The sequence below is a fragment of the Nocardia uniformis NBRC 13702 genome (genome assembly GCF_001613345.1).
Lineage (GTDB): Bacteria > Actinomycetota > Actinomycetes > Mycobacteriales > Mycobacteriaceae > Nocardia > Nocardia uniformis.
The window spans coordinates 1-19,535 of record NZ_BDCE01000038.1; the positions used below are offsets into that span (position 1 = coordinate 1).

Here is a 19,535-nt window from a genome sequence, read left to right on the forward strand (position 1 = left end):
CCCACCGAATCAGCTCCGCACTTCCGGCCGCCCGCTCAGCGAGCCAGCTCCGTACTTCCGCCAGCCCGCTCAGCGAGCCATCTCCGGGGTCAGGAAGGCCGCGAGGGCGGCCGCGTAGGCGGGAACGTCCGCGGCGCCCATCATTTCGCGGGCCGAGTGCATGGCCAGCTGGGCCGCGCCGACGTCGACCGTCGGCATACCGGTGCGGGCCGCGGTCATGGGGCCGATGGTGGAGCCGCAGGGCAGGTCGGCGCGGTGGACGTAGCGCTGTAGTGGCACATCGGCCTGGGAGCAGGCCAGGGCGAAGGCGCCCGCGCCGGTGGCGTCGGTGGCGTAGCGGAGGTTTTGGTTGACCTTCAGGACCGGGCCGCCGTTGACCGCGATCTTGTGTGCGGGTTCGTGCCGGTCCGGGTAATTGGGGTGGGTCGCGTGGGCCATATCTCCGGAGGCACAGACCGAACCGGCGAGTGCGGCAAGGTATTCGGCGCGACCGCCACCCCGGGTGAGGACGATGCGCTCCAGAATCGTCGGCAGCAGCCCGGATTGCGCGCCGCGGTCGGACTGGCTGCCGACCTCCTCATGGTCGAACAGCGCCAATACCGGCACCGCCGCACCGGGTTCGGCGATGGCGGCGAGGAAGGCACGCAGTCCCGCGTAACAGGTGCCCTGGTTGTCCAGGCGGGGCGCGCTGATCAGATCCAGGTCGCGGCCGATGAGCTTGGCGGGCACCAGGTCGTGGGTCATGAGTTCCCACCCGAGTACCGCATCCGGTTCGATACCGGAACGTTCGGAGACGAAGGTGAGGAAGGAGCTCGGCTCCCCGCCGACCCCCCACACCGCATTGACGTGCCGCTGCGGGTCGAGGGTGACCCCGCGCCGATCCTCGGACAGGTGGATGGCCAGCTGCGGCACCCGAAGGATCGGTTCGTCGATGCGAATCAGCCGCTCCCGCAGCACATTTCCGTCCCGCACGGATAGCCGCCCGGAAACGCCGAGATCGCGGTCCAGCCATGAGTTGAGCCAGGCTCCGCCGTAGGGCTCCAGACCGACCAGCTGCCAACCCGCCGAGGCCAGATCGGGATGCTGTTTGACGCGCAGGTTCGGGCTGTCGGTGTGCCCGCCGACCACCCGGAACGGAGCGGCCTGACCGCCGCGGAATCCGGTCGGCGCGCCCGGCCCGCCGTCGGCCCACGCCACCAGCGACCCGCCGCGCACCACGTAATAGCGCCCGGCGCTACTGGCGGGCCAGGGCGCCGATTCCGATAACCGGGTGAAGCCGTGGTCATCGAGTTCGCCGGCGACCGTCCGGCACACATGGAACGGAGACGGTGAGGCGTCGATGAATTCGCACAGTCCGGCGGCGGTGGCAGCGGTGACGGAAACGGGCATAGGGCGATCCTAAGCAACCACACTTCTGTTCGGGGCGATGGTCCCGTCCGTCGGTCGCGCGCCGCGTCCCGTTTCCCGTTGTTCGGAGTGCCGTGCCCGAGTTGTATTCATTTGGGCAATAATCTATTTCGGCACGAGCAGGGTGGCCGAAAAATGGTGTGGAGCTATGGATGCTCGGCACCGCCGGTAATCAGTCGGGCAGCGGGGCTTCCGCGACGCGTTCGAGCAGGCGCATGAGCTCCAGATAATCCGGTCCACCGAGATGTCGACGCAGTTCGGATTCGGCGCGCATCTCCTCGGTGCGCACCTCCGCCACCAGGTCCACACCGCGGCGGCTCAAACCGATCAGGATGCGGCGGCGGTCGTCGGCGGCGGCGATCCGGAAGATGAGGCCGCGTTCGGCCAGACAGTCGGCGTGCCGGGTGGCCGAGGAGGGGGCGAGCTGCGCCCGGGCGGCCAGTTCGCTCATGGTGATGCCGGTGTCAGCGGACAGATTCGAGAGCATGGACCACTGATCGGCGGTAAGGCGGCGGGCACAGAGCGAGGCTTCCAGCTGAACCAGCCAACTGCGTTCCGCGGCTCGCAGGGCACCATGCAGTGTGTAAATGCCGCTTACACTTGTCGCCATATTCCCGCCCATCAATTCCGCTCTAACGAGAAGCAGAGTAACCGATGGTACCGTTCGGCGAGAATCCCGATCACAGTATCGAGATCCTCAACATAGTCCCGCACCAGGGGCCCGGCGGTATCTTCGCGCCTTCATGTGAGGCCGCAATTTCTTTGGCGGTCGAAGAAATCAACGGTGGTTCGGGAATTCTCGGTCGAGAAACACGGGCCACCCACATCGACGGGGGTCGCGAGCCCGAAGAAGTGGCCCGGGAAGTCGAGGCACTGCTCGCCACCGGCATGGTGCACGCGGTCACCGGCTGGCACACCTCCGCGGTGCGGCACGCGGTGGCGCGGGTGACGGCGCGGCGGGTGCCGTATCTCTTCGCCACCGATCACGAGGGTTTCGACGCGGCACCACCGGGACTGTTCATGGTGGGTGCGGATCCGAGTCGCCAGATTCTGCCCGCGCTGCGCTGGCTGCGCCGCGAATTCGGGGCGCGGCGCTGGGCGATTATCGGCAATGACTATTCATGGCCGCGCCGCACCGCCGAGGCGGTGCGCGCCGAACTGGGCGGCCACATCAGCCATCAGCGCGATGAGCCGGGGGAACCGCCGGTGCCGTTGCAGGTATTCCTCCCGCTGGGCACCGAGGACTTCACCGATTTTCTCGCCGATCCGCGACTGGACCGGGCCGACGGTGTCATCGTGCTGCTGGTCGGTGCGGATGTGGCGCGCTTCAATCGGCAGTTCGCCCGGGTGGGGCGCGACCAACGGCAGCTGCGGCTGAGTCCGGCGGTGGATCAGAATGTGCTGCTTTCCGGTGGCGCACAAGCCAATCGGAATCTGTACGTGCCATCGAGCTTCTTCGTGACCGCACCGGAGAGCGCGGACCGGCTGGCGCGCTATCGGCGGCTGCACGGTGAATTCGCGCCCGCACTCACGAATTTCAGCAATACCGAGTACGAGGCGATTCATACGCTGCGCGCGATGGCAGAGGCGGCGGGGTCCCTGGATGTGTCCAGCGTGCATGAGGCCGTCCACGACGGGCGGGTACTCGAAACCCCGGCCGGGGAAAGGCGTTTCGCCGGACAGCAGGTGGTGCTGCCCGGCTATATCGCCGCGGTCGACGGGGTCGACTTCGAAATACTCGACCGAATCTGCTGACCCACGGGTGTGAATCCCGGCCGAAAGCACGCCGGGATGACGGGGTCAGGCCGAGACGAGGGAGTCGAGCACCGAGAGGAACATGCCCAGACCGTCATCGCTGGGGCCGGTGAGCGCCTCGGTGGCGTGCTCCGGATGCGGCATGAGGCCGACGACGCGACCGTTCGCGGACGCGACGCCCGCGATACCGCGCTGCGAACCGTTCGGGTTGTCGCCCGCGTAGCGGAACACCACCCGACCCTCACCCTCGAGTTCGTCGAGTACGGCCTCGGACGCCTGGTAGCGACCCTCACCGGATTTGAGCGGGACGAGAATCTGCGCGCCCGGCTCGTAGCGGGAGGTCCACGCGGAGTTCGCGGTCTCCACCTGCAGCCACTGATCGCGGCAGATGAAGTGCAGGCCCTCATTGCGGGTGAGCGCGCCGGGCAGCAGCCCAGCCTCGCACAGCACCTGGAAGCCATTGCAGATACCCAGCACCGGCATTCCCGCACCCGCGGCCGTGACGACCTCGCCCATAACGGGTGCGAAGCGCGCGATGGCGCCGCAGCGCAGGTAGTCGCCGTAGGAGAAGCCGCCGGGCACGATGACCGCGTCGACACCCTTCAGATCGGCATCCGCGTGCCAGAGACTGACGGCCTCGGCACCGGCCAACCTCACCGCACGGGCAGCATCGACATCGTCGAGCGTGCCCGGGAAGGTGATGACACCGATGCGCGCGCTCACAGCCGGACTACCTTCCAGTCCTCGATGACGGTGTTGGCAAGCAATGCTTCGGCGATCTGCTCGAGCTCGGTGTCACTGACGTTGTCGTCGACATCGAGTTCGAATCGCTTGCCCTGACGCACATCCGAAATCCCGGGGTGTCCCAGGCGTCCGAGTGCGCCGACGATGGCCTGACCCTGCGGATCCAGGATTTCGGCCTTCGGCATCACCTCGACCACGACACGTGCCACGTGTAGCTCCTAAAGCTGGTGGGGGTTTACCTGGTCAGCGTAATTGCCGCCGCTCAGCTACACCGCGCCGGGTCAGGTCGGAGTGCCGCCCGCCACAGTGGTGAACGCCGCGTACCGATCCGGCACTCGGGTTCAGGCTGCGATGATGCCCCTCCCCCTCGTCATCCCGGCATGCCCCCTCCCGTCACTCCGGCGTGTGCCCTCCCGTCACTCCGGCATATCCCCTCTCGTCATTCCGGCGTGCTTTTGGCCGGAATCCACCTCTCAGCGGTAGTGGATCCCGGCCAAATACACGCCGGGATGACGGGAAGGTGTGCGCGCACCGGGATGACGGGAAGGTGTGTCGGGGACGCTCGGGGTGGGCAAGCGGGATGGCGCTCGACCGACATCGCACGTTGCCCCAGCAGTCCTTCACCGCGGCCGATCCGGGTACTACCGTGGCAATATGCGCATAGCCCACTTCGGACATTCCTGCATTCTGGTGGAACTGCACGGTACGAAGATCCTTTTCGACCCGGGCAACTTCTCGCACGGATTCGAAGGCATTACCGGACTGGATGCCATTGCCGTCACTCATCAGCACCCCGATCACATCGATCCGAATCGGATCACCGCGCTGATCGAGGCCAATCCGCAGGCGCGATTGCTCTCGGATCCGCAGACCGCGGGGCAGCGTGCGGAAGCGTGGGAGGCGGTGCACGCCGGGAACGTGCTGAAGGTCGGCAATGTTCAGATCACCGGTGGCGGTGGTCGGCACGCCGTCATACACCCGGACATTCCGGTCATCGACAATACGGTGTTCCAGCTCGGCACCCCGGATGATCCGACCGAACTGGTCCACCCCGGCGACTCGCTATGGGTGCCGTCGACACCGGTGGGTGTACTCGCCATCCCCGCTGTCGCGCCGTGGATGAAGCTCAGTGAGGCCGTGGACTACCTGCGCGCGGTCAATCCCCGCACCGCCTTCCCCATCCACTACGGGATCATCGCGGCGGCGGCGCAGGGCATCTACTTCGGTCGGCTCAATGAAATGGGGCCCGCCAATACGGAATTCCGCGTTATCGAGCCCGAGGATCACGCCGAGTTCTAGTCCGCGCTCCGCCATCCGGCGCGGCCCGATCCGTCATCCCAGCGCGTTCTCGGCCGGATCTACCTTCGATGGTGTGGATTCCGGCCAAAAGCACGCCGGAATGACGAGAAGGTCGGTCCAGCCGGGAGTCAGTCCGCGAAGGATGCCAGGAACAGTGCCAGGCCGAGCGCCATATGCTCGATTTCGGTGGGGTCCACGCTCTCGTTGGGGGCGTGGATGAGGCATTGCGGTTCCTCCACACCCATCAACAGGATCTCCGCCTGGGGATAGGTCTCGGCGAAGACATTGCACAGTGGGATGGCTCCGCCCTGACCCTCGGTGGTGGTAGGCCGACCGTAAGCAGCGGCCAGGGCGGACTCCATGGCGGCGCGCGCCGGACCTCCGGCGGCGGATTTGAAGGGTGCGCCGACCGCCTCCGTTTCCACTGTCATCCTGGCGTGCCAGGGGGTATGCGTTTCCAGGTGTGCGGTAAGGAGTTTCAGCGCCTGCTGCGGATCGGTGCCCGGCGGGATGCGCAGATTCAGCCGGGCGGCGGCCCTGGGCTGGATGGCGGCCGAGGACCCGATCACCTTCGGCGCGTCGATACCGAGCACGGTGATCGCCGGTCGCGCCCACAACATATCGGCCACGCTGCCACTACCGAGGAGTTCCACACCGGGCAGCACGGTGGCGTCGGCGGAGAACTGTTCGGCCGGATACTGCACACCGTCCCAGACCTGATTATTGGCGAGTCCGTCGATGGTGGTGTTGCCGTGCTCATCACGCAGCGTCGCCAGCAGGTGGATGAGCGCGGCGAGAGCGTCCGGTGCGGCACCGCCGAACATGCCGGAATGCATGGAGCTGCCGAGGGTTTCGATGGTGACGACCACATTCACATTGCCGCGCAGGGTTTCGGTGAAGGTGGGTACACCGACGGCGAAATTGCCGGTGTCACAGATGAGAATGGTGTCGGTGCGCAACAACTCGACATGCTGCGGCACGAACTGTTCCAGCCCGCCGGTGCCCTGCTCCTCGGAACCCTCGGCCACCAGCGTGAGACCGACCGGGAAGCCCTTGTCCCCCAGCACTTCCCGCAGTGCCCGCAGTGCCGTCAGCTGCATGACGATATTGCCCTTGCAGTCGGCGGCCCCGCGCCCGTACCAGCGCCCATCCTGCTCGGTCAGCTGCCAGACGGGTGTATGCCAGGCGGCGTCATCCAGCGGCGGCTGCACGTCGTAGTGGCAGTACAGCATGACGGTGGGCTGACCGGCGGGCGCGCGATACCGGGCCACAACGGTATCGGTGCCGTCGGGCGTCGCATGCAATCCGGCGTCGGTGAGCCCCTCGGCGGCGAAGGCATCGGCCACCCACTGCGCGGTCCTGCGACATTCCGCCACCGGGAATTGGCGCGGATCGGCCACCGATTCATACGAAACCAGTTCGGTGAGATCGGCTTTCGCCCGCGGCATCAGGGCGTGGACCGCCGCTCGAAGCGCGGCGGTCCGGGCATCATCGTCGACACCGGCGGCATCGGCCATAGTGAGCTCCTCCAATTACGGGCGTCTTCGGTTTTCACTGTGCCACCCGTTCTCCGAGTGCCGGTCCACTTCAGAAGGCGAGGCGAGGCATCAGCGGGCGGCGAGCCATGGATCCAGACCGTGGCCGATCGCGTCTTGCTGACCATCCTGGGCGGTGTCTGATTCGGGGCGGACTCGGTCATCGTTCAGAACACCGCCAATCCGCTGACCTGAGCGAAGGTCTCCAGTGCCACCGCACCCGAGACCGAATTGCCCTTGGGATCGAGTGCGGGGCCCCAGGCCGCCACCGCACATTTGCCCGGCACGACCGCGAGCAGACCGCCGCCGACACCGCTCTTGATGGGCAGTCCGATGCGGTAGGCGAAATTGCCCGCCTCGTCGTAGGTGCCGCAGGTGGCCATGAGGGCGATGATGTGACGGGCGTCGGAGCGCTCCAGCAGCCGGGACCCATCGGCGCGCAGGCCGTGCCGCGCGATTATGAGACCGGCCTTGGCCAGTTCGGCGCAGGTGATGCTGAACGAGCACTGCCGGAAGTAGTGGTCCAGCGCGAGATCGACCGGGTTGACCATATTGCCGAAGCTCGACATCAGGTAGGCGATGGCGCGATTGCGCTCACCGGTGCGGAGCTCGGATTCGGCGGTGACGCTGTCGACCTCGAGTTTCGGGTTGCCGGTCTCCGCGCGGAGCAGGGTACGCAGTGCCGCGACGGCGTCGCCGGTATCGACCAGCAATTGGTCGGCGGTCACGATGGCACCGGGATTGATGAACGGATTACGCGGAATACCGTTCTCGACCTCCAGTTCGATCAGGTCGTTGAAAGCCAGGCCGGAGGGCTCGCGTCGTACCCGGTCCCAGATCTTGTCGTCGCCTTTCGACAGCACCAGGGCGAGGGCGAAAACCTTGGAAATGCTCTCGATGGCGAAGGGAACGTCGACGTCCCCGTCGCTGTAGACCTGCCCGTCGACCGTCGCGATCGCGAATCCGAATTGCTTGGGATTCACCCGCGCCAGGTCGGGAATGTAGTCGGCGACTTTTCCCTCGCCGACGTGTGGCTTCGTGGCGGACATCACTTGCTCTATGACATGCTGATAGTCCATGTACGGGATAGTAATTGTCTAGCAATCGAACAGACGTTACGAAACGGTATGTGTTTCAACCTATTTCACGGGTGTCTGTGCTTTACATCGGTTGCTGGCAACTATTTGCTGAGATCCGGAGGCGCAATGGCCAACAGCTCCCAGTCCGACGATATATTCGCAATGCCCGGCCTGAGCCGGACCGCCCCGAAGGGCGGATTCCCAGCCTCGGAGATGTTTCCCCAGGTCGCTTACGAAATCGTGCACGACGAACTCATGCTCGACGGTGTCTCCCGCATGAACCTCGCGACCTTCTGCACCACCTGGCTCGACGACCAGGCCCGGCGGCTCATGAACGAATCCCTGGACAAGAACATTGTCGACAAGGACGAATACCCGCAGACCGCCGAAATCGAGCGGCGCTGTGTGCGAATGGTCGCCGATCTGTGGCACTCCCCCGATGCGAGCCGCACGCTGGGCACCTCCACCACCGGTTCCAGTGAGGCCGCCATGCTGGGCGGGTTGGCCGCCAAGTTCCGCTGGCGCAAGCGCGGCGGCACCGGCATCCCCAACTTCGTCTGCGGTCCCGTCCAGGTGTGCTGGGAGAAATTCGCCCGCTACTTCGATGTCGAGATCAGGCAGATCCCGCTGCGCGGTGACCGACTCACCATGCATCCGGACGATATCGCCACGCACGTGGACGAGAACACCATCATGGTGGTGCCGACCTTCGGCCAGACCTTCACCGGCCTGTTCGAGGATGTCGCCGGAATCAGCGAGGCTCTCGACGATATTCAAGCGAAGACCGGCCTGGATATCCCGATGCACGTCGACGCCGCCAGTGGCGGCTTCCTCGCGCCGTTCTGCGCGCCCGATCTGGTGTGGGATTTCCGGTTGCCGCGGGTGAAGTCGATCAATGCCTCCGGCCACAAAACCGGTCTCGCACCGCTGGGCGCGGGCTGGGCCATCTGGCGCGAGGCCGCCGATCTGCCGGAGGAGGTCATCTTCAATGTCGACTATCTCGGCGGCAATATGGCCACCTTCAATCTCAACTTCTCCCGCCCGGGCAGCCAGACGATCACCCAGTACTACGACTTCATCCGGTTGGGCCGCACCGGCTACACCCGGGTGCAGGAGCAGATCTACCACGTCGCACAGCATTTGGCGGCCGGGCTGACCGCCACTGGCTACTTCGAGATGATCCACGACGGCAATCCGCAGCGCGGAATCACCGCCGTGTCATGGAAACTCACCGACAGCGACCCCGGCTTCAACCTCTACGACCTGTCCGACCGGCTGCGCACCCGCGGCTGGCTCATCGCCGCCTATCCGCTGCCCGCGGATCGCGAGGACGAGCCCATTATGCGCGCGGTGCTGCGACACGGGTTCAGTATCGACATCATCGATCTGCTGCTTGCCGATATGGAGCGCAGTATCGAGCAGCTGCGGAAGAATCCGAGGTCGAAACCGCTCACCAGGGAGGAAGCGGGCGGCTTCACCCACAGCGCCAAGGCCGCAGTGCCCACAGCGAAAGCCACCGCGCCGAAGGCGAAGTCCAATTCGGCCGGAGCCAAATCCAATTCGGCCGGGGCGAAGCCCAATTCAGCCGGGACCAAGTCGTGACCGGAGCACACCGGGCCAGCGGTCCCGTCAAGTATCTGAGCGTCTCGGCGCTCGGCTTCACCACCGCCGCGGCCATTGTCACCAGCCTGCGCGGGCTGCCGATGATGGCCAAGGAAGAGCTGACGATGTTCTTCTACATCGGCTTCTCGACCCTGTTGTTCCTGGTCCCCGCCGGACTCGTGGCAGCCGAACTCGGTAGCGCCTACGGCAGGAAGGCCGGTGGTCTGTACGCCTGGATCAGTGGGGCCTTCGGTAAGAAGGTGGGCTTCGCGATCATCTTCCTGTCCTGGATTCAGGTGATCGTCTTCTATCCCACCGGGATGAGCTTCGCCGCGGCGGGCGTGGCGTTCGCCTTCGACCGACCGGATCTGGCCGAGAACCACATATATGTGGGCATTTTCGCGATCGTGGCGTTCTGGCTGTGTACCGCCGTCGCCTTCGTCAGCAATCAGTTCGCGACGAAGGTGACCAGTGCTGGATTCCTGCTCGGCACCGCACTGCCGGGCATCGCCCTGGTCGCCGTATTCATCTGGTGGATCTCGACCGGGCATTCGATCGGCTGGGAGCACACCACCGATCCGGCCGTCACCGTGGCGCACAACGGGCACGACTCGCCCCGCTATTTCCCGTACCTCGCCGGCCTGTCCGGTCTGGCCTTCCTGGCGGGCATCCTGCTCAACTTCGCCGGTGTCGAATCCCAGGGTGTTCACGCCATGGAATTGAAGAATCCGGCCCGGCAGTACCCGATCGCGATCATGATCGCCGCGGTCACCGCGTTCGCCATCTTCACCCTCGGTGCGCTCGCGGTGTCGGGCATCCTGCCCTACGAGAAGATCAACCTGAATACCGGTGTGTTCGATGCCTTCACGGCGGGATTCACGGAAATGATCCATAACAGTTGGCCGGTACGGATTCTGGCGGGGCTCATCGCCTACGGTGCGCTCGCCGGTGTGCTGGCCTGGATCCTGGGCCCCAGCCGCGGCGTGCTGGCCACCGCACACGACGGCATGCTGCCGCCCGTCCTACAAAAGGTGAACAAGCGTGGCGTGCAGGTCAATATCCTTATTATCCAGGGCATCATCGTGTCGCTGCTGTCGTCGATCTATCTGTTCATGGACGATGTCAGCTCGGCGTTCTTCCTGATCTCGGCCATGGCGGTGAGCCTGTACCTGATCATCTACATGTTCATGTACGCCGCAGCGATCCGGCTGCGCTACACCCAGCCGGATCTGCCGCGGGCCTTCAAGATTCCGGGTGGCATGGTGGGCATCTGGCTGTTCGCCGGAATCGGTTTCCTGGCAGTGGCTTTCGCGTTCGTGCTGGCTTTCGTGCCGCCGTCGCAGCTGCCGATCGGCAATAAGGCCACCTATATCGGCCTGGTGCTGGGCGGTGCGATCGTATTCAGCATCATCCCGCTGATTATCGAGCGCGTGAAGAAGCCGTCGTGGGTTCCGCCGGACGACGTGAAGGCCAAGGCACTGGGCCCGAGCGCGGACCGGTCACATCTGACCAACGTCTGACCGAACGAACGAAGTACGGCGCGGTGGCGGATATCTCGCCACCGCGCCGTATTTCGCGTCAGTCGTCCGAATCGGTTACCGGTCGGCCAGGCCGACGGTGTCGAGCACCCAGGCGAATTCGAAGGCGACTTCCTTCCACTTCTCGTAGCGACCGCTGACGCCGCCGTGACCGGCGCTCATCTCGGTCTTGAGCAGCAGCTGGGAATCACCCTTCTTGGTGGCGCGCAGCTTTGCGACCCACTTGGCCGGTTCCACATAGAGGACACGGGTGTCATTGAGGCTGGTGATGGACAGAATGGCCGGGTAGTTCACCGCCGCGAGATTCTCATACGGCGAGTACGACTTCATGTACTCGTAGACTTCCTTGTCCTCCAGGGGATTACCCCACTCGTCCCATTCGATGACCGTCAGCGGCAGCGACGGGTCGAGGATGGAGGTCAGCGGGTCCACGAAGGGGACATTGGCGAGAATGCCCGCGAACAGCTCCGGCGCGAGATTGGCCACCGCGCCCACCAGCAGACCACCCGCGCTGCCGCCGTCGGCGATCATACGATCCGCCGACGTGACGCCGGTATCGACGAGATGCTGTGCGCAGGAGACGAAGTCGGTGAAGGTGTTCTTCTTGGTGAGGGTCTTGCCGTGCTCGTACCAGAGCCGACCCATCTCGCCACCGCCGCGCACATGCGCCACCGCGAACACCATGCCGCGATCGAGCAGCGACAGTCGGGCCACCGAGAAGCCCGGATCGATACTGGCCTCGTAGGAGCCGTAGCCGTAGAGCAGCAAGGGTTTCGGAGCGGAGCTCGCGGAGCGATCATCGGATTCAGCCCGTCGTCCGTCGTCTTTTCGCTTGACGATGGAGATCGGGATACGGGTGCCGTCGGCGGCCACCGCCCAATCCCGGTGCTGCTCGTACTCGCCCGCATCGAAGCCGCCGAGTACCGGCTGCTCCTTGCGCAGCAGCATCTCACCGGTTTCGGGCACGTAGTCGAACACCCGGGTGGGGGTAATGAAGGAGGTGACGCCCATGCGCAGGGTCGGCTGCTCCCATTCCGGGTTGGAGCCCAGACCGGCGGAGAACAGCTCCAGGCCGAACGGGATTTCCTTCAGCTCGCCGTAGCCGTCGGACGTCAACGGCCACATGGCGACTCGCGGCAGTGCGTCGCGGCGGTAGGACAGCACCAACTTATCGGAGAAGGCGTCGATATCCTCGAGCCGCACATCATCGCGGTGGCCGATGAGGATGGTCTGGTTCTCCGGATCGGCGACCGGGGCCTCGGTGAGAACGAAATTCTCCGCCTTCACCCCGTCGACGACATCGTTGTGCAGGATGAGCAGCCGGTCCTCGCCACCGATGACGGCATGCTCGGCCGAGTACTCCACACCGTCACGGCGCGGCATCAATACCCGGAATTCACCCTCGGGATTATCGGATTCCAGGATCCAGCCCTCGGTGGTGATCTTGGAGCCGACCCAGACGACCAGATACTTCTCCGAGCGGGTCGCACCGATGCTGACCCAGTAGCGCTCATCGGGCTCGTGGAAGACCTTCACGTCGGCGTCCTGGACGGTACCGAGGCGGTGCCGCCATACGGTATCGGGCCGCCAGGATTCGTCGACGGTCTGATAGAAGACGTGGGTGCCGTCGAGGGACCAGGTCGCGCCGGGCGCGGTACCGGGAATCTCGTCGGCGAGCGGCTCGCCGGTCTCCAGGTTCTTGAACCGCAGGGCATAACGCTCATCGCCGACGGTATCGACCGAATAGGCGAGGAGATCGCCCGCGTGGCTGAGCGAGAATGCGCCCAGCGCGAAGAAATCGTGCCCCTCCGCCAGTTCATTGCTGTCGAGCAGTACCTGCTCGCCCGGCACCTCCGCACCGGCCTCCAGCTGCGGCGGAGTCCAGTCGTCCGGGGCGCCGATCGGGCAGCGGCAGTGCACGCCGTACTGCTTACCCTCGAAGCTGCGCGAGTAGTACCACCAGTCGCCCATGCGGGTGGGTACCGACAGATCGGTCTCCTGCGTCCGCGACTTGATCTCGTCGAAAATCTTCTCCCGCACCGGTGCCAGGTGCTCGGTCTGCGCCTCGGTATAGGCGTTCTCCGCCTCGAGATAGGAAATGACCTCGGGACTCTCTTTGTCCCGCAACCATTCGTACTCGTCGATGAACACGTCACCGTGATGGGCGCGCTCGGTGGGCACCGTCTTGGCGATCGGCGCGGTCACCGTCGCACCGGAGTCGGAGTTCGCTGCGCTACCACTATCCAGAGCCATGCGAACTACCGTAATGCCGAGGCCCGGCCGACCGGCGCGCACCCGCGACAATGTGGATGATCGACAGTGCTGCTAGCGCAGCAGCGGCTAGCGCACTCCCCGACGGCGACCGTTGCTCGCCAGATGGCGGCTCTGGTCGTAGAGGTAGAACACGGCCGCCTTGCGCCGTGCGCACTGATCGGTCGGGCAACTTCGATGGATTCGCAAAATGCTGTGGGCGAGCTCAACCGTGAAATGGTTGGGCACAGCCGCACAACTATCGGAGATGGGGGCTGCTCGCTGAGGGGACCCTTGCGTGCGCACCTTGCCTCCTTCCTGCTGATACAAAGTGGGTTATCCGATCCACACCTCCCGCAAACCCTGGCAGTATGAGTGCGATCCAGATCACCGTCCAGTACGCATGCCGCACAGGAGTCCGGAGTGGAAGCGAAGAACCGCGATATCGAACCCGATGCCGTTTGGCGGCGCAGCACCGACAGTGGGGATGGGGTGGAGATCGCCTTCCTCACCAGCGGCAATATCGGGCTGCGCGATGCCAAGAACCCGGACGGACCGGTGCTGATCTTCACCCCCGGCGAGTGGGAGGCCTTCGTCGCCGGGGCCAAGGACGGCGAATTCAACCGTCCCCGAAGCTGATTCAGGGCCCCTAACGCTCCGGCTCAGGCGCCGATGGCTCCGGCGATGGTGGGCCACGAGGCGTGCAGGGTGTCCTGCCAGTAGGACCAGGAGTGCGTGCCCACCGGGCTGTAATCGATGCGCGCCGGAATGCCCAGTTCCCGCAGCCGTCCCTCGAATGAGACCACGCACTGCGCGACGCCGAACTCGATGGGACCACCGAAGAAGACATTCTCCGGAAGTTGGGGTTTGATCTCCAGCTCGTGCGGGCCGGGCAGACCGGTGCCGGTGGACAGATAGATGGTCTTACCGCGCAACCGTTCCGCCAACGCCGCCGGATTGTGCTCCGCCCATGCCGCACTCGTGACCGGACCCCACATATTGAGGGGGTTGCCGCCGCGGTTGGCAATGGAGAAGAGCATCGCGCCCTGTGCGATGGAGGAGTCCGGGCAGGCGCTGTAGCCGGCGACCGCGCGGTACAGGTCCGGACGGCGTACCGCGAGGGCGAAGGCGGCGTGACCGCCCATGGACAGTCCGCCGATGGCGTTCACGCCGTTTCCGGCGAAATGGCCGTCGATAATCGGCGGCAGTTCCTGGGTCAGGAAGGTTTCCCACTTGTACCGGCCGAATTTGGGGTCGTCGGTAATCCAGTCGGTGTAATAGCTGGCCTGCCCGCCCATCGGCAGCACCACATTCACATTCTTGCCGCGGAAGAATGGTTCGGCGTCGGTGGCATTGGTCCAGGTGCTCTGAGTCGCGCCCGGATCCAGGCCGTCGAGCAGGTAGTAGGAGGGCCGGGAGCCGCCCCCGGCGGGGTGCAGGACCTGCACCTGAATGGTGCGGCCCATGGCCGGGGAGTCGATGAAGACCGCGCTGCGCGTCGCACCGAGGTCATCTATCCGGACCACCTGCGCGGCAGCCGCGGTTGCCGGACTACTCAATACCGGACTCAGCAAACCAGCAGCGATCGAAAGCACCGCTGCCGCAACACTTCTTCGATACATGTCCCCACCTCCATATGCCCACCACACTCGGCCTCCCAAAGTAACCGAAGAGATGACCTCAGAGCCCGAGAACAGCGAATACGGCGTGTCGGTAGCAAACCGCCTGGTACGCATATGGTAATGCTATTCAGCTATTACCGGACCTCGCTCCAACACCCCCCGAATCGACCCCGCCAGGTAGTCCAGATCCGCACGCGGCGGCGATGTCGGCCGTCCCCGCAGTCCGAATCCATCGCCGGGCGTGCGCGGGATCACATGCAGGTGCACATGGAAGACCTCCTGCCCCGCCGTAACCCCGTCCGCGAGGAAGAGGTTCACGCCGTCACAGCCGACCTCCGACTCCCGCAGCGCACCGGCCAACCGCTGCCCCACCCGAAACAGCTTTCCGCCGACCTCCGGATCCAACTCGGCCAGACTCCGCGCCGCAACCTTCGGAATCACCAGCAGATGCCCCGGCGTGAACGGCCGAATATCCATGAACGCCAACACGTCATCGTCCTCGTACACCTTCGAGGAGGGCGCCCGACCGGCAACGATATCGGCAAAGATCGTGTACGGATTCATGCCGAGAGCCTAAGGCGCACAACACCCGGCTCCGTCAGGAGCCGGGTGCGAGAGTTGCCTGCTGCCTAGAGGATCGGCGACGGCGTGTACCGCGCGGCCTCGGGGTTGGCGTCGACCAGCTTCTGGACCTGGGCGACGACCTCGGCGGTCTGCGCCTCCGCCGCGCCGATGAAGGCGGAGCGGTCCGCCAGGGCGGCCTCGAGACCGGCGCGGTCCAGGGGCATGCGGTCGTCGGCGGCGAGGCGGTCCAGCAGATCGGGCTCGCGGCCCTGCTCACGCATGGCGAGCGCCACGGCGACCGCGTGCTCCTTGATGACCTCGTGCGCGGTCTCCCGGCCCACACCGGCGCGCACCGCGGCGATCAGCAGGCGCGTGGTGGCGAGGAAGGGCAGGTAGCGGGTGAGTTCGCGGTCGATGACGGCCGGGTACGCACCGAATTCGGCGAGCACCGTCAGGAAGGTCTCCATCATGCCGTCTACGGCGAAGAAGGCATCCGGGAGCGCGACGCGGCGGATGACCGAGCAGAACACGTCGCCCTCGTTCCACTGCGCGCCCGCCATCTCGGCCGCCATGGAGGCGTAGCCGCGCAGCACCACCTGCAGGCCATTGACGCGCTCACAGGAGCGGGTATTCATCTTGTGCGGCATGGCCGATGAGCCGACCTGCCCGGCCTGGAAGCCCTCGGTGACCAGTTCGTGCCCGGCCATCAGGCGAATGGTGTGCGCGAAAGACGAAGGGCCCGCACCGATCTGGACCAGCGCGGACAGCACGTCGTGGTCGAGGGAGCGCGGGTAGATCTGGCCGACGCTGGTGAAGACATCCGCGAAACCGAGGTGCCGCGACACCTTCTGTTCCAGCTGCGCGAGTTTGTTCGCGTCACCGCCGAGCAGGTCCAGCATGTCCTGCGCGGTGCCCATCGGGCCCTTGATGCCGCGCAGTGGGTAGCGGTCGATGAGCTCCCGCAGCCGGGTGAGCGCGATGAGCAGCTCGTCGGCGGCCGAGGCGAAACGCTTGCCGAGGGTGGTGGCCTGCGCGGCCACATTGTGCGAGCGCCCCGCCATTACCAGGGGCTGGTACTGGGTGGCCCGCTCGGCCAGCCGTGCCGCGACGGCCACACCGTGCGCGTAGACATGCTCGAGCGACTGCCGGATCTGCAGCTGCTCCACATTCTCGGTGAGGTCACGCGAGGTCATGCCCTTGTGCACGTGCTCATGCCCGGCGAGGGCATTGAACTCCTCGATACGCGCCTTCACATCGTGGCGGGTGACGCGCTCACGCTCGGCAATGGATGCCAGGTCGACCTGGTCGATAACCCGCTCGTAGTCGTCGATGACTCCGGCCGGAACGTTCACACCGAGTTCGGCCTGGGCGCGCAGCACCTCCAGCCAGAGCCGCCGCTCGAGCACGATCTTGTTCTCGGGCGACCACAGGTGCACCAACTCGGGGCTGGCATAGCGGGTGGCGAGGACGTTCGGCACAAGACTCACGGGGAGGAAGTCTAGTTAGCTCGGGGATGGCCCCGGCAGCCCGGCTACCCAGGCGGTCAACGCACCTACCATCCCACCGGAGTCGGGCAGTCGACACACCTGCCACCCCACCGGACCCGAGCAGTCGACACACCTGCCACCCGGCCCGACCCCAGTCCGCGAGCATCCCCGTCATCCCGGCGTGCTTTTGGCCGGGATCCACGGCTCCGAGTTCGTTGACGGGTGGATTCCGGCCAAAAGCATGCCGGAATGACGAGCGCGTTATGACGAGCGGGCTGCGACGAGCGGGTTATGACAAGCGGGCTATGACGAGCAAGTTGTTCAGGCGAGGAGGAGTCCAGGCCATTGCGGTGAGGCGGGTCGAGCAGGCGGAGCCGCGGTGTCACGCAGGCGGGGCCACGATGTCGATGAGTTCGAGCAGTGCCCCGCGCGCCATACGCCGGGGCTGCGGATCGAACTCACCCAGCGCCGTGACGACAGCCCCGTCGACAACCGCCACCAGTCGGCGGATCTGTTCGGCGCGGACCATGCGGTCGGAGCGGCGTAGTACGTCGGCGAGCAGTTCGTCGAGTTGCGCCCGTAGTCGGAGCTGGACCTCCCGTAGCTCCGGGTGGCGGGCGGAGGCGACCGAGCGTTCGTAGCGGGCGATCAGCTGGCCGCGGGAATCCGCATCCTGATCCAGGCCGTCGGGGCAGACGAGTAGATCGAGAATGAGATCCACGGTGGCTTCCGCGCCACGGCGACGATGAGTCACCTCACCGACCCGACGGCGCATGCTGTCGAGTTCGGCATTTCCGGAGAATTCGACCGCGCGAGCGATCAAATCCTCGAGGGATTCGAAGTAGTAGGTTGTCGACGCCAGCGGGAGTTCCGCGCGGGTAGCCACCGACCGGTGCCGGACCGCATCGAATCCGCCCTCTAGTAGCAACTCGGCGGCAGCTGCAACCAGCGCTTGGCGACGCCGTTCGCCCTTCGGAGTCGTCGCGGTGATCACCACGTAATCGTGCCAGTCATCATCGGTTCATCTGTGTCAAATGGGTGCGATCTGTGTTTGTTCCAGTTCGGATGGGACATCGACGAGCTGTGCGAAATACGCATCACAGCTGTTGTACCCCATTGGCCGAGGGCAGGGGGCGAGTCGGGAAAGTCTTTGCGGGGCATCGCCGCTGGCCCGCGAGCCTCGAACCGGTCGCGATCGCTTCGGCAAACTGATGGCATCGCTCAGCCGAGATGGTTTTCGAGTCGCACCAATGCCTCTTCGATATCGGCGGTCGCCCCGGCGAAGGAGAACCGTACGGTGTGCCGGCCATTGTGGGTATCGAAATCGATGCCCGGTGCGAGTGCGACGCCGGTGCGATTCAACACCTCGCTGCACCAGGCAACGGAATCGTCGGTGAGATGAGCGATATCGGCGTAGGCGTAGAAGGCGCCGTCGGCGGGCGCCAACTCGGTGATACCGATTTTCGGCAGACCCCGCAGCAGTAGCTGGCGATTGGCCGTATATCGCTGCACATGTCCGTCCAGTTCGGCTTTGGCTTCGGGGCCGAAAGCGTGCACGGCGGCGTACTGGGAAATGGCGGGCGGGCAGACCGTCATATTCGATGCCAGCCGTTGCAGGGCCGGGCGCAGATGTGCGGGCGCCAGCATCCAGCCGAGCCGCCACCCGGTCATGGAGAAGTACTTCGACACCGAACCGATCACGATCGAATTCTTGGATGTCTCCCAGGCCGACGAGGTCGGTTCGGTACCCGCGTAGACGATGCCGTGATAGATCTCGTCGGAAATCAGCAGCGTGCCGTGGTCGTCGCACCAGCGCGCCAGCGCCGCCAGCTCCTCCGGCGCGATCATGGTGCCGGTCGGATTGGCCGGACTCGCCACAATCAGTCCCGCCGGGGCCTGCGGCAGTGCCTCCAGCATGGCCACCGTGGGCTGGAACCGGGTTTCCGGTCCGCAATCGAGTTCGATGACATCGCAACCCAGCGCCGCGAGGGTATTGCGGTAGGCCGGATACCCCGGCCGCGCCACCACCACGGTATCCCCGGCATCGAAGGCCGCCAGGAAGATCAGCGTGAACGCCCCCGACGATCCGGTCGTCACCACCACGTCGTCGGGATCCACCGAAATCCCGTACGTCGCGCGGTGATGCCCCGCGATGGCCTCCCGCAACGGCAGAATCCCGAATGTCTCGGTGTATCCGAGCAATTCGGAATCCATGGCCGCCTTGGTCGCCCGCAGCACCGGCCGCGGCGCCGGAGTGGACGGCTGCCCGGCCGCCAATACCAGCACATCTCCGTGTGTCCGGGCGCGCTCCGCTGCTGCTTTCCAGACATCCATCACGTAGAAAGGTGGAATGGTCGACCGGCGAGATTCGATACGCACTCGACAGACGGTAGAGCACCCGCTCCCCCGTCGGCCCCGCAATACCCACCGGAAGGCCTGAGGAGGACATAGTGCCGGGGGGACGAATCACCACCGACGACGACCTGCCAGAGGCAGGACGGGACTCCGACGGCGGCGCACAACCCGAGCCGAATCCGGTCACGGGCGACGAAACCAGCCCGAACGCCAATGGACGCGGTTGGAAGCGTGCCGCCGAGAAGCTGACACGGACGGCTGCGCGCAAGCCGCGCCCGACAGCCGCGCCACAGGCCGA

17 protein-coding genes are annotated in these 19,535 nt (G+C 65.5%); 5 read left to right on the forward strand and 12 right to left on the reverse strand.

Features of this window, described 5'->3' with window-relative positions; translation table 11 throughout:
* Positions 1 to 69: 69 nt before the first annotated feature.
* The gene (locus tag NU1_RS10660) at positions 70 to 1,389 is read right to left on the reverse strand and encodes a M18 family aminopeptidase (protein ID WP_067519883.1); all 1,320 of its coding nucleotides are present in this window, start codon (positions 1,387 to 1,389) and stop codon (positions 70 to 72) included.
* A gap of 190 nt (positions 1,390 to 1,579) precedes the next feature.
* The gene (locus NU1_RS10665; protein ID WP_067519915.1) at positions 1,580 to 2,017 is read right to left on the reverse strand and encodes a MarR family winged helix-turn-helix transcriptional regulator; all 438 of its coding nucleotides are present in this window, start codon (positions 2,015 to 2,017) and stop codon (positions 1,580 to 1,582) included.
* 44 nt (positions 2,018 to 2,061) lie between these two features.
* Between NU1_RS10665 and NU1_RS10670 the strand changes: the two genes are divergently transcribed.
* Positions 2,062 to 3,162, forward strand: a complete 1,101-nt coding sequence (locus NU1_RS10670) for a substrate-binding domain-containing protein (RefSeq protein ID WP_067519884.1) — start codon at positions 2,062 to 2,064, stop codon at positions 3,160 to 3,162.
* A gap of 45 nt (positions 3,163 to 3,207) precedes the next feature.
* On the opposite strand, the gene purQ is transcribed toward NU1_RS10670, so the two are convergent.
* Together purQ and purS are read right to left on the reverse strand one after the other, a co-directional pair.
* A complete protein-coding gene (gene purQ / locus NU1_RS10675; RefSeq protein ID WP_067519885.1) occupies positions 3,208 to 3,885 on the reverse strand; it encodes a phosphoribosylformylglycinamidine synthase subunit PurQ in 678 nt (225 codons plus the stop codon).
* The gene (gene purS / locus NU1_RS10680; RefSeq protein WP_067519887.1) at positions 3,882 to 4,115 is read right to left on the reverse strand and encodes a phosphoribosylformylglycinamidine synthase subunit PurS; all 234 of its coding nucleotides are present in this window, start codon (positions 4,113 to 4,115) and stop codon (positions 3,882 to 3,884) included. Before purS ends, purQ begins: the two co-directional genes overlap by 4 nt.
* A gap of 445 nt (positions 4,116 to 4,560) precedes the next feature.
* On the opposite strand from purS, the gene NU1_RS10685 reads away from it, so the two are divergent.
* Complete coding sequence (locus tag NU1_RS10685) at positions 4,561 to 5,205, forward strand: MBL fold metallo-hydrolase (protein WP_067519889.1); 645 nt, start codon at positions 4,561 to 4,563, stop codon at positions 5,203 to 5,205.
* A gap of 128 nt (positions 5,206 to 5,333) precedes the next feature.
* Here the strand turns inward: NU1_RS10685 and NU1_RS10690 are convergent, their stop codons facing one another.
* Together NU1_RS10690 and NU1_RS10695 are read right to left on the reverse strand one after the other, a co-directional pair.
* Positions 5,334 to 6,722, reverse strand: coding sequence for a dipeptidase (locus NU1_RS10690; RefSeq protein ID WP_067519896.1), 1,389 nt, complete (start codon positions 6,720 to 6,722; stop codon positions 5,334 to 5,336).
* Between the two features lie 185 nt (positions 6,723 to 6,907).
* Positions 6,908 to 7,819, reverse strand: a complete 912-nt coding sequence (locus NU1_RS10695) for a glutaminase (RefSeq protein WP_067519897.1) — start codon at positions 7,817 to 7,819, stop codon at positions 6,908 to 6,910.
* A gap of 126 nt (positions 7,820 to 7,945) precedes the next feature.
* Between NU1_RS10695 and gad the strand changes: the two genes are divergently transcribed.
* Together gad and NU1_RS10705 are read left to right on the forward strand one after the other, a co-directional pair.
* Positions 7,946 to 9,421, forward strand: coding sequence for a glutamate decarboxylase (gene gad, locus NU1_RS10700; RefSeq protein WP_084521164.1), 1,476 nt, complete (start codon positions 7,946 to 7,948; stop codon positions 9,419 to 9,421).
* On the forward strand, positions 9,418 to 10,941 hold the full coding sequence (locus tag NU1_RS10705; RefSeq protein ID WP_067519899.1) for an amino acid permease: 1,524 nt from the start codon (positions 9,418 to 9,420) through the stop codon (positions 10,939 to 10,941). Before gad ends, NU1_RS10705 begins: the two co-directional genes overlap by 4 nt.
* Before the next feature lie 75 nt (positions 10,942 to 11,016).
* Here the strand turns inward: NU1_RS10705 and NU1_RS10710 are convergent, their stop codons facing one another.
* Positions 11,017 to 13,212: a S9 family peptidase gene (locus NU1_RS10710; protein WP_067519918.1), complete on the reverse strand. Its 2,196-nt coding sequence runs from the start codon at positions 13,210 to 13,212 to the stop codon at positions 11,017 to 11,019.
* A 420-nt stretch (positions 13,213 to 13,632) separates the two neighbouring features.
* Here NU1_RS10710 and NU1_RS10715 point away from each other — a divergent pair, with 420 nt between their 5' ends.
* Complete coding sequence (locus tag NU1_RS10715; protein WP_067519900.1) at positions 13,633 to 13,848, forward strand: DUF397 domain-containing protein; 216 nt, start codon at positions 13,633 to 13,635, stop codon at positions 13,846 to 13,848.
* A 23-nt stretch (positions 13,849 to 13,871) separates the two neighbouring features.
* Here NU1_RS10715 and NU1_RS10720 read toward each other — a convergent pair whose 3' ends face one another.
* The 5 genes from NU1_RS10720 to NU1_RS10740 all read right to left on the reverse strand — a co-directional run bounded on the left by NU1_RS10720 (position 13,872) and on the right by NU1_RS10740 (position 19,261).
* Complete coding sequence (locus tag NU1_RS10720; protein ID WP_067519901.1) at positions 13,872 to 14,831, reverse strand: alpha/beta hydrolase; 960 nt, start codon at positions 14,829 to 14,831, stop codon at positions 13,872 to 13,874.
* A gap of 123 nt (positions 14,832 to 14,954) precedes the next feature.
* Positions 14,955 to 15,395 (reverse strand): HIT family protein, encoded by a 441-nt coding sequence (locus NU1_RS10725; RefSeq protein WP_067519902.1) that lies wholly within the window; start codon positions 15,393 to 15,395, stop codon positions 14,955 to 14,957.
* Between the two features lie 65 nt (positions 15,396 to 15,460).
* Positions 15,461 to 16,882: an adenylosuccinate lyase gene (gene purB / locus NU1_RS10730; RefSeq protein WP_067519903.1), complete on the reverse strand. Its 1,422-nt coding sequence runs from the start codon at positions 16,880 to 16,882 to the stop codon at positions 15,461 to 15,463.
* Between the two features lie 382 nt (positions 16,883 to 17,264).
* Positions 17,265 to 17,876 (reverse strand): TetR/AcrR family transcriptional regulator, encoded by a 612-nt coding sequence (locus NU1_RS10735; RefSeq protein WP_067519919.1) that lies wholly within the window; start codon positions 17,874 to 17,876, stop codon positions 17,265 to 17,267.
* Between the two features lie 227 nt (positions 17,877 to 18,103).
* Positions 18,104 to 19,261 carry a pyridoxal phosphate-dependent aminotransferase gene (locus tag NU1_RS10740; RefSeq protein ID WP_084521165.1) on the reverse strand — a complete coding sequence of 386 codons (1,158 nt, stop codon included), beginning with the start codon at positions 19,259 to 19,261 and terminating at the stop codon, positions 18,104 to 18,106.
* Positions 19,262 to 19,535: the final 274 nt, after the last annotated feature.